This window comes from Streptomyces sp. enrichment culture (assembly GCF_964273255.1).
Lineage (GTDB): Bacteria > Actinomycetota > Actinomycetes > Streptomycetales > Streptomycetaceae > Streptomyces.
This window is the reverse complement of the sequence record NZ_OZ186835.1, coordinates 3,397,503-3,412,206: the sequence shown is the minus strand read 5'-3', so window position 1 is coordinate 3,412,206 and position 14,704 is coordinate 3,397,503. Positions and strand designations below refer to the sequence as shown.

The following is a 14,704-nucleotide window of genomic DNA, read 5'->3' as shown; positions in this document are numbered from 1 at the left end:
AGCGGCTCCGGCCGGCCCGCGCAGGACGCGCTCAGCCCGACACGACCACCACCTACCGAAGCAGCCGTGACGTGACACACATACCACCGCAGGACCCGGTGCCCGGGCCGCGCGCACCCGAGAGACCCACCTCCCCTGCGCGGCGCCGTCCCCTCCGGACGGCACTCTGGGCCGCGGCCGGGGCCGTGACCCTCGGGTTCCTTGTCGCCCTGGAGTTCACCGCGCGCGGCTACGGGGTGCCGGGTCCGCTCACGCACCAGGTCCGGGAAGTCGTCCACGCCCCCAAGTCGGGCGGTCTGCTGTACGCCGCCATGGCGCTGACGATGGTGGTCCTCACGTGGCGGCAGCGGCTGATCGCGATCGCCGCCGCGGTCGGCATCGACCTCACGTTCCTCCTGGTCCGCTGGGCGGCCGGCATCGAAGCGGGCGGCGGGCACCCCTTCGGGAACGGCGCGCTGTGGGTGATCCTCGGCTGCGCGGTCGTCGCGCTGACCCGTCGCACGGGGCCGGAACGCCTGCTGATGCTCAAGGGCGTCGGCCTGGGCCTGCTCCTGGTGGCCGGCCGGAAGACCGGCGACACCTGGCTGCTGATCACCTCCAAGAGCCGCCCGATGGTGCTCGACCAGTACGTGGCGACGGCGGACCACGCGCTGGGGCAGCCGTCGTGGGTGGTGGGCCGCATCGTGGCGGCCACCGGATCCCTCGGCTTCAACGTCCTCGACGTCGTCTACGGCCAACTCGCGGTGGCGGCGGTCCTGGTCGCGCTGTACCAGCTGCGCGGCGTGGCGACGGAACGCCGCTTCCCCCGGCACCACCTGGTGCGCAGCTTCCTGGTCATCGGCCTGCTGGGACCGGCCTTCTACATGGTCTTCCCGGTCGTCGGGCCGCTCTTCGCCTACGGCACCGGCACCGAGTACTGGGCCTCCGTCAGCCTGTGGGCCGAGAGCATCCCGTCCAGCGGGCACCTCGCGGTGGCCCACCTGTGGCCGGAGACGCTGCCTCCGGTCGGCGTCCCGCACCCCATGCCGTTCGACGAGATCACCCCCCGCAACTGCATGCCCAGCCTCCACACGGCCTGGGCCACCGCGATCTTCCTCCACACCCGCAGGGGCCCGCGCCTGCTGCGCCACGCGGGCACGTTCTGGCTCGTGGCCACCCTCACCGCCACCCTGGGCTTCGGCTACCACTACGGCGTGGACCTCCTCGCCGGCGTGGTCTTCGTCCTCACCGTCGAGGCCGCGCTGCGCGCCCACGACACCGGCTGGCAGCGCCCGGGCGTGCACCTGGTCGCCCACGGCGCCACCGTCCTCGCCGCGCTCCTGCTGTCCTACCGCCACCTGGCCCTGCCCATGGCCCAGCACCCCTGGCTGGCGGGCCCGTTGCTGCTCCTGGCGACGGGCTCGGTCGTCATCTGCTTCGTCCGCACCAGCACGGCCTGGGAATCCGCCGGCCCGGCGCCGGTCCCCCGGCCGGAGGCGCAACCGGAACCGGCCTGAGCGGCGGGGGCCGGTCCTGCCGGTGTGGTCAGGCGGGCCGGCGCCCCTTCCCCTCCAGCCGGACGTCGAGGAAGGCGAGCGCGACGACCAGCAGCGGGACGACGGTGCACACGAGGACGAGCCGGAGCGTCCCACCCGTCGTCGTCAGGACCAACGCGACGACGACGGCACTGCCGGCGTAGCCGACAAACTGGCGGTAGGAACGGAACGCGCCCCACGCCACCGCGCTGGGCCCGTTCTCCCCGGGAAGCGGTACGCGTCCGGCGTGTTCCGTGCCCTCGTGCCGGTCCCGCCGTCGGACGAACAGCCGGCGGGCGAGCGCGTAGAGGGCGATGACGCAGACGTAGGCACCCCAGGTCGTGGGGTCGTCGGGGTAGATGTGTGCGAGCGTCATGAACGGCGTGTGCCCGAGGTCTCGGGGAACAGGCGGTTCCGCACGCCGTCCGACGCGGGGTGAGTGACGCGGAGGGCGGCGCCGGGAGTGGCGGCTCGCCGACCTCGGTGGGTGACCGAGGACCCGGGGATGCGGCGCTGCCGGCGCCCGTGCGCGGCCCTGCCCCTGTGCCCGTGCGCGCGTCCTGCCTCTGTGCGTCCCGCGCCCGGTGTCGGTGTCCCGCGCCCGGTGTCCGGCGTCCGGTGCCGGGATCGGTCGGTGGTGCGTCCCGATGTCGGGTGCCGGGAACGGCCGGTGCTGCGTCCCGACGTCGGGTCATTCTGCCAAGTCCGCCCCGGAGTGTGTCGGTTGCGTACTAAGGTGCCATGTGCATCGAGTGTGTGGTGCGTCACAAGGGGCGCCCGAGGGGCGGTGAGACGGCCGCGTGTCCCACGGCGCCATCGGGGTGGGGGATATGTACGAACTGATCAAGGGCGCGAACGTAGGTCTGGCGGCGCTCAGCGACAGCGCCGATTCTGTGATCGTCAGTCTGAGCTGGGCCAGTCCGACGGGCGAGGGGGACGCGGACGTCTCGGTCCTGCTGCTGGACGGGAACGGCAAGGTGCGCAGCGATGCGGACTTCTACTTCTACAACAATCCGGTCGCCGCGGACGGGAGCGTGCAACTCCTGGGCAAGACGCCCACGGGCGACGGCAGCATGGACCGGATCGGGTTCGACCTGACCGCGATCCCCGCCGACATCGAGCGGATCGTGATCGCCGCGAGCCGCTACGGCGGGGCCCATTTCGGGGACCTGGACGACCTGTTGCTGACGCTGGCCGACGGCTCGGGGGAGGGCCTGCTCCGGTTCGCGATCGGGGACACCGGCTCGGTCAGCGCCTTCATCTTCGGTGAGCTGTACCGGCGCCACGGCGACTGGAAGCTGCGAGCGGTCGGCCAGGGTTACGCCACCGGCCTGGCAGGACTGGCCACCGACTTCGGGGTCGACGTCGACGACGACGCGGCCACCGAGGAAGCAGCGGAGGCGGAGCGGCAGGAGGCGCAGGAAGAACAGGAACAGCGGGAGCAGCGGGAACGACAAGAGCGGGAGGGGCGGGAGGGCCCGGCCCCGGCGGACGGTGCCCCGCCGCGGACGTCCCACCCGCCGGCGCCGGTGGCCGATCGCGCGGTGCCCTCGACCCTGGAGGCCATTCCGGCGCCCCGGAAACCGGACGGGCCCACTGCCGCGGCACCCGAGCCGAAGCGCCGTCCCCGTACGGCCAAGAAGAAGGTCACCGTGCCCAAGATGGCCAGGAAGTCCCTGGCGGACAACGATTCGTGGAGGGAGTCCAGGCTCTTCCCGGTGTCCGCGCTCCGCAGCGACCGGGACCGCGAGACCCGGGCCACGTCGGTGCTCCTGTCGGTCATGACCCAGATCCCGGAGTTCGGCCGGCGGCTCACCGCGGCGTTCGGGGCGCCCGCGGGCCGGATGGAGACCTTCACCGAGGTCACGCTGCCGCACGGTGACAGCCCCCGGAGGCCCGACGGGGTGATCCGGGTCGAGCGGGCGGGCAAACTCTGGACGGCTCTGGTCGAGACGAAGACCAACGGGAACGCGCTCAAGGCCGATCAGGTGCAGGCGTACATGGACATCGCCGCCCGCCGCGGCTACGAGGCCGTCATCACCCTGTCGAACGACGTCGCGCTCGAAGGCAGCCCGCTCGTCGACGTCCGGATCGACCGGCGACGCAAGCACAAGGTGGCCCTCTGGCACCTGTCGTGGGCCGAAGTGGCCCACCAGGCCCACATGCTGATCCGGCACGAGGGCGTGGGCAACGCCGCCCACGCCTGGCTGCTGCAGGAACTGCTGCACTACCTGCAGCACGACAACTCGGGGTGCCACGGCTTCCAGAACATGGGCGCCTCCTGGGTCCCCGTACGCAAGGGGATCGACGACGAGACGCTCTGCCAGGGGGACCCGCGTGCGCTCGAAGTGGTGGAGAGCTGGGAAAGACTCATCCGCCAGGTCTGCCTCCGGCTCGGCGGCGAACTCGGACAGAAGGTACTGCCCGTGCAGCGCTCCCGGCGCGGAACCGACCCCGGTGCCCGCCGCGAACTCCTCGCCGACCAGCTCTGCAACGAGGGGCGGCTCCAGGCCGAACTGCGCATCGAGGGCACGCCCGGCGTCCTCGCCCTCACCGCCGACCTGCGCACCGGCAAGCTCCGCACGTCCATCGAGATCCCGGCGCCCGAGGAGGGCTACCCCCTCACCCGGGCGAAGCGGCTCATCCGGCGCCTCGCGGAAGCCCCCGCCGACCTGCACATCGAGACCCTCGTGGACGGTGAGGGAGGAGGACCCCGGGGCACCCTGGAGCGACTGCGTCCGGAGCCGGCGGACCTGCTGCCGCGCAACGGCGCGGTGATCACCGGCTTCCGGCTGTCCCTGTTCAAGGGGATGGGCAGCAGCCGCGGCAACGCCGAGACCGGCTTCATCCGCAGCGTCGACGACGCCGTGCACCGCTTCTACGCCACGGTGGTGGCCCACGTGGACGGCGCGTCACCGCGACGGGCACCCTCCGCGGAACGCGCCACGGCCTGAGCCGGACGGGCCGGAGCCCCGCCCCCGCGACGACGGCGGTGAGCCACGGCGGTCCGCCGGCGGGCGCCTGGGGAGCCCGCAGTCCCGGCCTCGCCCGGAGCTGTCCCCACCTGTTCGCGTCGGCGCGTCGACGTGCGGACGTGCCGACGTGCGGACGTGCGGACGCTTGGACGTGTGGACGTGTGGACGCGTCGGCACCGGTCGGGGACGGGCACGGCCCGTCGGCGTGACCGACGGGCCGTCTGCGTGACCGGTGCTGTGGTGCGTGTGTGTGCGTCGAGTGGCGGGTGCCGAAGGGCGCATGCCCCGTTCCCGATGGCGGTCCGGGCGGCGCTGCGCCGCCCTGGCGCGTCGCGCCCTGATCCCCTGGGTCAGCCGCCCACGTACCAGCTGAAGCCGCCGCTGCTGGCGGCGACGGCCAGGAGCACGAGCCACAGCACCACGGAGACGATACCGAGGATGATGCCCGCCTTCGCCATCCCGGCCCCGCCCTTCGCCCCGGCCTGACGGTGGGCGATGGCGCCGAAGATGATCGCCAGGGGGCCGAGGACGACGTTCAGGATGAAGAGACCGACGATGCCGCAGCAGAGGCTCGCGATCGCCAGGCCGTTGGTGCGCGACCTGGAGGAAGCAGCAGGAGAACCGCCGTAACTCGTCATGATTCGCTCCCGGTTGTCGGTCGTGCGGCTCCAACGAGCCGCACTTCGCGTGTATTTGTTGTGAAACGTCTGCAATCCCCGAATGCCCCGGCTCGGCCTTGCCATGTCTACGACGTGTCAGATGCGGCGCCCCTCGTCGGGAACGCCGGGTTCCGGTTGTCCGCCCCGGCGTCGCCCGATGCCTCGGCCCCGGCCCTCGTCCCCACCGCGGCCCCGGCCCCGGCTCCCGCTCCCTGAGCCGCTCGGCCAGGCCCTCCGCTTCCGGCTCATCCGCTGCTCCGGGGACCTGTTCCGGGGAGGCTCCGGCCGCTTGGTCCTCAGCCGCGGCCCCCCGGTTCAGGGCTCCCGCCCTCGGCTCCGGGCGCCTCGTGTCACGGTTGCCCGGATCTCCGGAGGCCCTGATCACTGGTCCCCGGTTTCCCGGTTTCCCGGTTTCCCGGTTTCCCGGATGCCCGGTTCCCCGGATGCCCCGTTTCCCGGCTCCCTCACCCGTCCTCCCTCCCCGCGGGTGCCGGCCGAGCGTGACCGGGCCACGTCCCGCTCGGCCGGCACCGTGAGGAAGCCCCCACCCTCGGCCCTCCGGACCCGGACCCGGACCCGGACCCGGCCGTCAGCCGCGTCGCCGTCAGCCGCATCGCCGTCGCCCCACATGGTGGGAGCCGGACGGGGCACCTGTAGTCCGTTCACCAGCGAAGGGAGCTGATCATGGTCGTCGTCGCCGTCATCGCCGTATGCGTGGTCCTGGCCGTCCTGGCCTTCCTCGTCCCCCGTCTCTCCCGTCACCCCGAGCGCGGCACCCAGCGCACACTCGGCGCCGGCGCGCGGGCCGGCGGCAAGGCGCCCGGGCCCCTCGGCCGCCTTCTCAGCAAGCCGTTCCACACCAGTTCGCGTGCGGTGAGCCGCAGCGGTTCGGCAGGCCGCCGCTCCCGTGGCCGCATGCCCTTCTGACGGGCCCGTCGGACCGAGCAGAGGAACCGGACGATGAACGCCGAGGACGCGGACAAGCTGCTGGACGGGCTCACGGTCGACAAGCGGCGGCGCGAGCAGCCGATCGTGCTGGACGCCGACGGACGTCCCATCCGGACGTGGCAGGAGAACCACCCGTACGACCGCAAGGTCGGCCGCAAGGAGTACGAACGGACCAAACGCGTCCTGCAGATCGAGCTCCTCAAGCTCCAGCGGTGGGTCAAGGACACGGGCGCCCGCCTGGTCGTGGTGTGCGAGGGACGGGACGCCGCGGGCAAGGGCGGCACCATCCAGCGGCTCACCGAGCGGATGAACCCGCGCGGCGCCCGCGTGGTCGCCCTGGACAAGCCCACCGAGCGCGAACAGGGGCAGTGGTACTTCCAGCGGTACATCGCGCACCTGCCGACGGCCGGGGAGATCGTCTTCTTCGACCGCTCCTGGTACAACCGGGCCGGCGTGGAGCGCGTGATGGGCTACTGCACCAAGGACCAGTACGAACTGTTCCTCGACCAGTGCCCGACCTTCGAACGGATGCTGGTCGACGACGGCATCCTGCTGGTGAAGCTCTGGTTCTCCGTCTCCCGCTCCGAGCAGCGCACCCGCTTCGCCATCCGGCAGGTCGACCCGGTGCGCCAGTGGAAACTGTCGCCGACCGACCTGGCGTCCCTGGACCTCTGGGACGAGTACACCGAGGCCAAGGTCGACATGTTCCGCGCCACGGACACGGTCCACGCCCCGTGGACCGTCGTGAAGAGCAACGACAAGCGGCGGGCCCGCCTGGAAACCATGCGCAGCCTGCTGTCGCGCATCGACTACGCCAGCAAGGACGAGGAGGCGGTCGGCACCCCCGACCCGCTCATCGTGGGGGCCGCCGACACCCTGCTGGAACCGGGCGAGGAGGACACCGAGCTGTCCCCCACGCCGCTGTCGCCCGGCGCCGACGGCCCGGGCAACCACCCGGACACCGACTGACTGACGCCCCCTGCCCCCTCTACGACTCCGGACAGCGCAGGACCGCGAGGACCCGGTGCCCCCGGGGGCAGCGTGACCCGGCGGGGCCAGGGGCCGGACGCGGGGGCCAGGGGTGGGAAGCCGGAAGCGGAGCCGGAAGGGGTGGGGGCGCCACGACAGCCCTCCGCACCGAGACGTACGGTGTGCGCCCGGCTTCCCGGCAGTCAGCCTTCGCCGTGCTCCGAGCAGGGCGTTACCGTTCCGCGCATGCTTCCGTACTCCACCAGACCCACCGCCGAGGCCATCCTCTCCGACGTACCCGCCCTGGCCCCCTACGCCCGTCCGGCGGTGCTGCTGCATCCGACGCCCGGATCCCCGGGCCCTCACGACAGTTCCGTCGCCGGGCCGCTGCTCTGGCCGGCGGACGAGCCGTGGCCGGTCTGCTCGGTGCCGGACGCCCTGAGTACGGACGGGCAGCCGGCGTCGGCGATGATCCCGGTGATCCAGGTCTTCCGCCGGGACGCTCCGGGCGACTGGTGGCCCGAGGACGCGGACGTGTTCCAGGTCCTCTGGTGCCCCAACGAGCACGGGGACCCCCCGGCCCCGCAGGCGGACGCCAACCCGGTCGTCGAGGTCCGCTGGCGGCGGACGGCCGACCTGCCCGCGACGCCGCACGCCCCGCCCCGCCCCACCCGTCAGGCGGACCCGGACGACGGTTTCTCCCCCGCCCCCTGCCTGCTCACCTCGGTGCCGCTGACCGACTTCCCCTACCCGGAATGCCTGCCGGACGACATCGAGCGGGACGTGGCACGACTGGTGGAGGCCACCCGGCACGACGACCACGGCGACCTCATCACGCGGGTGGCGGGCTGCAAGTTCGGCGGCTGGCCCAGCTGGCATCTCACCGGACCCGGGCAGGTCGACTGCCCCGCGTGCGGCATCCCGATGGACCTCCTCTTCACCATCGCCAGCGACGACACCACGAACATCTGCGTCGGCCGATGGGGGGACCTCCGGATCTTCGTCTGCCCCGCGGACGCGGAGCACGGCCACGTCTTCGACGTGCACTGAAGCCGACGCGCCGTCCCCGTACCGGCGGTGCGGCGTGGCCCTCTGCTGCCGCGCCGAACCGGCAGGCAGGCCGTGCCCCGCCGTCCCGTGCGATCTGAGTACGGACCTGAGTACGCCCACTCATGCTGCGTGGTCGTGACGCGCGCCACACTCCACGCCATGACCCATGTACCGCCACCCGCCGAGGAGTTGCGGATCCTCGACGCGGAGCTGTGGCAACTCGACGCCCGCAGAGCGCAGTTGCTGGCCCGTCGGGCCCAGCTGATCCGTCTGCTGCATGCGGCCGTGCCGCCGGTGCCGCCGGCCGCTCCGCCGACGGCGCCCCGGCGGCCCGAGACCACCGCGCCCCGGGTGCAGAACGTGCTCCTCGGCCTCGGCGGCATCCTGCTGACCGTCGCAGCGATCGCGTTCACCCTGGTCAGCTGGGGTGACATGGGCATCGTCGGACGGTCCCTGGTGCTCGCGACGGTCACCATGGCGGCACTCGCCGCCCCCGTGCTCCTGCTGAAGCGCGGGCTGCGTTCGACGGCGGAGACGGTGGCCGGCCTCGGCCTGGCGCTGACCGTGCTCGACGCGTACGCGCTGCACGAGGCCGCGCTGACCACCGTGGACGGCACGGCGTACGCGGCCGTCGCGGCGGCCGTCCTGGCCGGGACGTGGTGGGCGTACGGCCGCGAGGTGGGTCCGCTGCGCCTCCCGTTCGTCGCCGCACTGGCCGCCGCCCAGTTCCCCCTCCTCCTGGGGGCGGTGGCAGTCGACGCCGGTCCGCACGCGTCGACGGCCGCACTGCTGCTCACGGCGGCGTTCGACACGGTCGTCACCCTCCGGACGCCCACGAAGCACCTGCGCGTCGCCGCCTCCGTCGGCGTGTACGGGGCGGGCGGCTGGGGCGTGCCGGCGGCCTGCGTGCTCTCCTGGGAGGCCGCCGGCCCGGGTGCCGTCGCCCGTTCGGCCGCGCTGCTCGCCTTCGCGGCGGCCCTCGCGCTGTACGCGGCGTGGCGCGTCCCGCAGCGGGGCCTCGCCACCGGCGCCGCGGCGGCCGGCGGACTGCTGCTGGTCGCGGCGCTCGGCGGTGTCCTGCGGGCGTCGCTGCCCGGCGTGTGGACGGTCCCCGGCTATCTGGCCTGCGGCTTCGCGCTGCTCGCCGCTCTGCGTGCGCCACTCCCCGACCCCGTGCGGCGCGGCATCCTCGGGGCGTCGGCGGCCGTTCAGGGCCTGGCGGTGCTGTGGACGCTGCCCCTGGTCCTGGTGGCGCTGCTCGGTCCGGTCGGCTGGACCGCGCAGGTCTGGGCCGGGGCGCCGTCGCACCTGCGCGACGCGGTGACGGTCTGGGCGCCCTGGCCGGCCGACGCGGCGTCCGCGCCGCTGGTGCCGGCGGCGGTGGCGGTCGCCGCCGTGCTCCTGGCCGGCGTGACCCGAGCGGCGACGGCGGACACCGGCGCGACCGGTACCCGCGCCGCGGACACCGGTGCGTCGTCCTCCGGGACGCTGTTCTCCGGGACGCTGTTCTCCGGCACGACCGACGCCGGCACGACCGACACCGGCACTGCGGACACGTCCACGACCGACGCCGGCACGACCACCGCTGCGACCGCTGCGACCGCCGCGACCGGCCCCGTCGGCGGCCCCGCGGACACCATGCACACCGCGCACACCACAGGCCCCACCGCCACCACCATGGCCTGGCGTGACCAGGCACCGGCCGTCGCCGTGCACGCGGCCCTGGTGCTGGCCTGGGCGAGCGCGCTCATCATCCCGGCCGCATGGCACCTGCCGTACACCGCCGGCCTCGTCGCGCAGGGGGTGACGGCCGTTGCCGTCCTGGCCGCCGCGGTGTCCACCCGTCGCCCGCAGCCGACCCTCACCGCCGTCCCCCTCTCCCTGGTCACCGCCGGGAGCCTGGCACTCCTCTCGCTCGCCTCCCGGCCCGCGACCCTGACCGTGCTGGCCGCGCTGACGGCCGTCTTCGCGGTGGCCGCCGGTCACCGGCGTCTGACCGCTGTCTGCGCGAGCGCGTCGCTGGCCGGTGCCGCCGGCCTGGCCTGCGCGGTGGGCGCCGCCGCCGAGTGGCCGCCCGCGCACACCGCCCTGCTCGTCCTCACCGTCCCGGCCGCCGCGGCCCTGCTGGCCGCACGGATCCCGCGCGCCGCCGTCCCGGTCGAGGCCACGGGTGCCTGCGCCGGCGTCCTGGCCGTCGGGCTGGCCGTCACCGATCCGCCGGTGCTGGCGCTCGTCCTGGCCCTGTGCGCAGTGATCGCCGCGGGCACCGCCGTGCGCGCGGACCGACGCCAGGCCGGGTACGTGGCCGCCGCGCTGTTCCTGCTGGCCACCTGGGTGCGGCTCGGGGCGTGGGGCGTGAGCACCCCCGAGGCGTACACCCTGCCGGTGACCGTCCCGGCGCTGGTCGTGGGCTTCCTGCGGCGCCGCCGGGACCCGCAAGCCTCCTCGTGGTCGGCCTACGGCCCCGGCCTCTCGGCCACGCTCGTGCCGAGCCTGCTCGCCGCGTGGGCCGACGCGGACTGGCAGCGCCCTCTGCTGCTCGGCACGGCGGCCCTCGCCGTCACCCTGCTCGGCGCTCGTCACCGCCTCCAGGCCCCGCTCGTCCTCGGCAGCGGCGTGCTCGTGCTGGACGCCCTGCACGAACTCGCCCCCTACCTGGTCCAGCTGGCCGGCGTCCTCCCGCGCTGGCTGCCCCCCGCGCTCGCCGGACTGCTGCTGCTCGTCGTGGGGGCGACCTACGAACAGCGCATCCGGGACGCCCGGCGCGCACGGGAGGCACTGGGACGGATGCGCTGAGGACCGGCCACGGCGGCGCAGGCGGCCACGGTGGTGGAGCTGGTCACGGCGCTGGAGCGGGCACGGCGGCGCGGGCGGCCACGGCCGTGGAGCGGTCACGGCGGCCCGGCGGCGCGGGCGGTCACGGCGCATGCGCGGGCCGGTACGGCCGACGGGGCGGGCCGCCCACGAGCCGTCCCGGCCGCACCCCTCGGCGGGGCCGGCCGGTCGGACCGGTCAGCGCAGTCCGGCGAAGAGGTCGTTCTCGGGCACGGGGGCGCCGGTCGGGTCCTGGACCCGTACGAAGGTCTCCACGCCCATCAACTCGGTGAACCGCTCCTTGCCCATCTTGAGGAAGAAGATGTTCTCGCCCTGACTGGCGTGCGCGGCCAGCGCGTCGAATTTCTGACCGCTGAACGCCGTGGTGTCCACCCAGGTGGTGACCTCGTCGTCGGGCAGGCCGATGTCGGCCATGGCGTCCGCCTCGGCGGGATCCGGCTCCGGCAGGTCCTCCTGGAACTCGCGCATCGCCTCGCCGAACCGCCGCAGCCCCGAGTGGGGCATCGTGGTCCAGTAGACCTTCGGCGTCAGCTCGGTCATCTCCAGCGCCGCCATCGTGATGCGGTGGGCCTGGATATGGTCGGGATGACCGTAGAAACCGTTCTCGTCGTAGGTGACGACCACATCGGGCCGGTAGTGCCGCATGAGGTCCGCGAGCCGGGCGGCGCCGTCCTCCACCGGGGTCCGCCAGAAGGATCCGGGGGCGTCGTTGCTCGGCCAGCCCATCATCCCCGAGTCGGCGTACCCCAGCATCTCCAGCTCGCCCACCCCCAGGACGTCGCAGCTCGCCTCCAGTTCCCTACGGCGCATCGCGGCGACCGCCGCCGGATCGTGCCCGGGATCACCCGGCTTCACGCCCCCCGGCCCGTCACCGCACCCCCCGTCGGTACACGTCACCAGAACCGTGCGGACGCCCTCCGCCGCGTACCGGGCGAGGACCCCTCCCGTTCCGGTGGCCTCGTCGTCGGGGTGGGCGTGCACTGCCATGAGCGTCAGGGGCCGGTCAGCCATCAGAACAGTCCTCCAGGGACGTAACGTCGACATCGTCGTGGTGCGCACAGCGCGCGGGCGTACCCGGTGCCGCGCCCCGGACCGGCGGTGCGGACGATCGCTGCTCCCCCGCTCCCGCCCCCCGTTCCGGCGGCTCCGGCACCTCGGTCGGTGCAACAGCGCCACCGGGAGCGGCTGTTCCCGGTGCGGCCGCTCGTCGCCCGTCGGCCTCGCACCGGCGCACACCGGCGCTCCCGCACCAACGGACCACCGGGCCGGCTCACCCGCCCACCCACCACCGCTCGCACCGCACGCGCACTGCACCGCTCGTCCCTCACACACCCGCCGCGCACCTGTCGCACACCGGCCCCCGCCCGGGCGCGCACCTCCTCCCGCCACCCGTCATCCGCCCACCGCGGCCCGTCCTCCTGGTGGCGGGCACCGGCGTCAGGCGGGGCGGAGGGTTGCGTGCTCCCCCGTCGCGTCGAGTGGTGCGGCGGCCTCCTCGTCCCGGCCCCCGTAACGGGCGTGCCGGAGGCGGAGAGCCAGGGCGAGGGTCCGGGCGGTGACGACCGCGAGGGAGGCGAGGCCACCGGCCGCTGCGCAGACGACGAGGGCCGGCCAGGCGTAGGCGGTCTGGGCCAGCGTGCCCGAGCGGCCCATCAGCAGCCCGACGAGGAGGCGAGCGGGGCGACGACACCTCCCCGTCCGAGGACCGCAAGGGACGGAAACCGGCGGCGGACGCCGGGATCCGGGCCGCTGACCCGGCTGTTTCTCCGCCGAACGAGGAGCCGGGAGCCGGGCCGACGCCCTCGGCCCGGGAGCTTCCGGTGCCCTTGATCGCCGGTGACGTCTGGTTTGTCGGTGAAGGCCGCGGGCACGTGTGTGTCACTCGAAGCAGCGATGGCGACCACGAGGAGGCGACCCATGAGTGCCGACGAGAAGGCCAAGGCGAAGATCGAGCAGGCCCGGGGCAAGGCGGAGAAGGCCCTGGGGAAGGCCGTCGGCAACGACCGCATGGCCGCCGAGGGGCAGACCAGGAAGAGCACGGGAGACGCCCGCGAAGCCAAGGAGAAGGGCAAGGACGCCTTCAAGCCCTGACCTGGCCGTAAGCGCAGCAGAGGGGCCGTCCCGGGCCGATCCGGGACGGCCCCTCTCTGGTGGGAACGGACACCGGCGTCCGGGAGCGGCAAGGTGCTGCGGCAGGCACGGGCGCCCTGTCGCTCCTGTAGTCCCGTGAGAGTACGCGGCACCTCTTGTGGAGGGATGCAGGCCGCCGACGGCCGTCAGCATCGTGGTGGACACCAACCACTCATCGGAGGTCTCGTGTCCCCACATCCGGATCCCCCGGTCGTCGATGGGCAGTCCGGGAGCGCGCTGTCGTCCCACGCGGATGACGCTGCGGCCAGGCTCGTCGGCGCCGTCAAGCGGTACGGCTCCGGCCAGTCGGCCGTCGCCGCTCTCGACGACGTCACCCTCGCGTTCCCGGCGGGGAAGTTCACCGCTGTGATGGGCCCGTCGGGTTCGGGAAAGTCGACGATGATGCACTGCGCCGCCGGGCTGGACCGACTGACGTCGGGCCGTGCCTTTCTCGGCGACACCGATCTGTCGACCCTCGGCGACCGCGAACTGACCAGGCTGCGCCGAGAACGGATCGGGTTCGTGTTCCAGGCGTTCAATCTCGTGCGGACCCTCACGGCCGAGGAGAACATCTGCCTGCCGTTGACCCTGTCGGGCCGCCGGCCGAGCGGTGACGTGCTCGATCAGGTCGTGGCCTGGTCGCGATCCGCGAGCGGGCGGAGCTCCTCGGTGGCACCGTCCACGCCGGACCCACCGACGACGGCGGGTTCGCCGTGCACGCGTTCGTGCCGTACCACCTGCCCGGCGGGTAGCAGGCATGACCCCTCGGCTCGACGGGCCTGCCGTGGCGAGGCGCGACATCCGCGTGCTGCTCGCCGACGACCAGGAGTTGGTGCGCCGCGGGTTCGCGGCCCTGCTCACCAACGAACCCGGCATCGAGGTCGTCGGTGAGGTCGGCGACGGCGCACAGGCGATCACCGAGACCTGGCGGACACGCCCCGACGTCGTGCTGATGGACATCCGCATGCCTCGCATGGACGGGCTCGACGCGACGCGAGCGATCTGCGGCGACGAACGGCTCAGCGCCACCAAGGTGATCGTGCTCACCACCTTCGCGCTCGACGAGTACGTCTACGAGGCGCTCAGAGTCGGTGCCTCCGGTTTCCTGCTCAAGGACACCCCGCCGCGACTCCTGCTCGAGGCCATCGCCGCCGCCGCCGACGGTGACGTCCTCATCTCCCCGGCGATGGCCAAGCGGTTGGTCGCCGATGTCGTGCGCCGACCGGTCTTCCGTCCCGGCGACTCCAGTCCTCTCGATCTCCTGAGCGAGCGCGAACGCGAAGTACTCGCCGAGGTCGCACGGGGCAAGACCAACTCCGAGATCGGCGAGTCGCTCTACATGTCGCCGCTCACGGCGAAGACACACGTCAGCCGCATCCTCGGCAAGCTGAACGCCCGCGACCGCGTCCAACTCGTGATCATCGGATACGAGACCGGACTCGTCAGCCCCGGCGACTGAGCACCGCGAGCGTCGGCCCCCGCTGACCGTGCTTCCGGGCCGGGCGGCAGCAGGCGGCCGGGCCTCGCTGATCCACCCGCACTCCAACGAGGAGCGCCAGCAAGAGGTCGTCGCCGGCCTCGACGCGACCGTCCGGAAGGCCCGGGCTGCCGCCCGGGAGGCCGA

At 73.6% G+C, this 14,704-nt stretch carries 12 protein-coding genes and 1 pseudogene; 9 read left to right on the top strand and 4 right to left on the bottom strand.

The window, feature by feature from the left end; translation table 11 throughout:
- Positions 1-185 precede the first annotated feature (185 nt).
- On the top strand, positions 186-1,496 hold the full coding sequence (locus tag ACSU53_RS14645; RefSeq protein WP_437027949.1) for a DUF5933 domain-containing protein: 1,311 nt from the start codon (positions 186-188) through the stop codon (positions 1,494-1,496).
- A 28-nt stretch (positions 1,497-1,524) separates the two neighbouring features.
- On the opposite strand, the gene ACSU53_RS14640 is transcribed toward ACSU53_RS14645, so the two are convergent.
- Positions 1,525-1,890: a hypothetical protein gene (locus tag ACSU53_RS14640; protein ID WP_437027947.1), complete on the bottom strand. Its 366-nt coding sequence runs from the start codon at positions 1,888-1,890 to the stop codon at positions 1,525-1,527.
- 454 nt (positions 1,891-2,344) lie between these two features.
- Between ACSU53_RS14640 and ACSU53_RS14635 the strand changes: the two genes are divergently transcribed.
- Complete coding sequence (locus ACSU53_RS14635; protein ID WP_437027945.1) at positions 2,345-4,468, top strand: TerD family protein; 2,124 nt, start codon at positions 2,345-2,347, stop codon at positions 4,466-4,468.
- A gap of 371 nt (positions 4,469-4,839) precedes the next feature.
- Here ACSU53_RS14635 and ACSU53_RS14630 read toward each other — a convergent pair whose 3' ends face one another.
- Positions 4,840-5,127: a DUF4190 domain-containing protein gene (locus tag ACSU53_RS14630; protein WP_437027944.1), complete on the bottom strand. Its 288-nt coding sequence runs from the start codon at positions 5,125-5,127 to the stop codon at positions 4,840-4,842.
- Between the two features lie 705 nt (positions 5,128-5,832).
- Here ACSU53_RS14630 and ACSU53_RS14625 point away from each other — a divergent pair.
- The 4 genes from ACSU53_RS14625 (at position 5,833) to ACSU53_RS14610 (ending at position 10,911) form a co-directional block, all read left to right on the top strand.
- On the top strand, positions 5,833-6,075 hold the full coding sequence (locus tag ACSU53_RS14625; RefSeq protein ID WP_437027942.1) for a DUF6411 family protein: 243 nt from the start codon (positions 5,833-5,835) through the stop codon (positions 6,073-6,075).
- A 33-nt stretch (positions 6,076-6,108) separates the two neighbouring features.
- The gene (gene ppk2, locus ACSU53_RS14620; RefSeq protein ID WP_437027940.1) at positions 6,109-7,065 is read left to right on the top strand and encodes a polyphosphate kinase 2; all 957 of its coding nucleotides are present in this window, start codon (positions 6,109-6,111) and stop codon (positions 7,063-7,065) included.
- Between the two features lie 246 nt (positions 7,066-7,311).
- Positions 7,312-8,115 (top strand): hypothetical protein, encoded by an 804-nt coding sequence (locus tag ACSU53_RS14615; protein ID WP_437027938.1) that lies wholly within the window; start codon positions 7,312-7,314, stop codon positions 8,113-8,115.
- 159 nt (positions 8,116-8,274) lie between these two features.
- Positions 8,275-10,911 carry an SCO7613 C-terminal domain-containing membrane protein gene (locus tag ACSU53_RS14610; RefSeq protein ID WP_437027936.1) on the top strand — a complete coding sequence of 879 codons (2,637 nt, stop codon included), beginning with the start codon at positions 8,275-8,277 and terminating at the stop codon, positions 10,909-10,911.
- A 216-nt stretch (positions 10,912-11,127) separates the two neighbouring features.
- Here the strand turns inward: ACSU53_RS14610 and ACSU53_RS14605 are convergent, their stop codons facing one another.
- Entirely contained in the window at positions 11,128-11,961 is an 834-nt protein-coding gene (locus tag ACSU53_RS14605; RefSeq protein ID WP_437027934.1) for a PIG-L family deacetylase, read from the bottom strand.
- Between the two features lie 426 nt (positions 11,962-12,387).
- The gene (locus ACSU53_RS14600) at positions 12,388-12,603 is read right to left on the bottom strand and encodes a hypothetical protein (RefSeq protein WP_437027932.1); all 216 of its coding nucleotides are present in this window, start codon (positions 12,601-12,603) and stop codon (positions 12,388-12,390) included.
- 264 nt (positions 12,604-12,867) lie between these two features.
- Here ACSU53_RS14600 and ACSU53_RS14595 point away from each other — a divergent pair, with 264 nt between their 5' ends.
- The 3 genes and pseudogenes from ACSU53_RS14595 (at position 12,868) to ACSU53_RS14585 (ending at position 14,539) form a co-directional block, all read left to right on the top strand.
- A complete protein-coding gene (locus tag ACSU53_RS14595; RefSeq protein ID WP_437027930.1) occupies positions 12,868-13,041 on the top strand; it encodes a CsbD family protein in 174 nt (57 codons plus the stop codon).
- Positions 13,042-13,317: 276 nt separating this feature from the next.
- Positions 13,318-13,754: pseudogene (locus tag ACSU53_RS14590) on the top strand (ATP-binding cassette domain-containing protein); the annotation flags it as partial.
- An 83-nt stretch (positions 13,755-13,837) separates the two neighbouring features.
- On the top strand, positions 13,838-14,539 hold the full coding sequence (locus ACSU53_RS14585; RefSeq protein WP_437027928.1) for a response regulator: 702 nt from the start codon (positions 13,838-13,840) through the stop codon (positions 14,537-14,539).
- Positions 14,540-14,704: the final 165 nt, after the last annotated feature.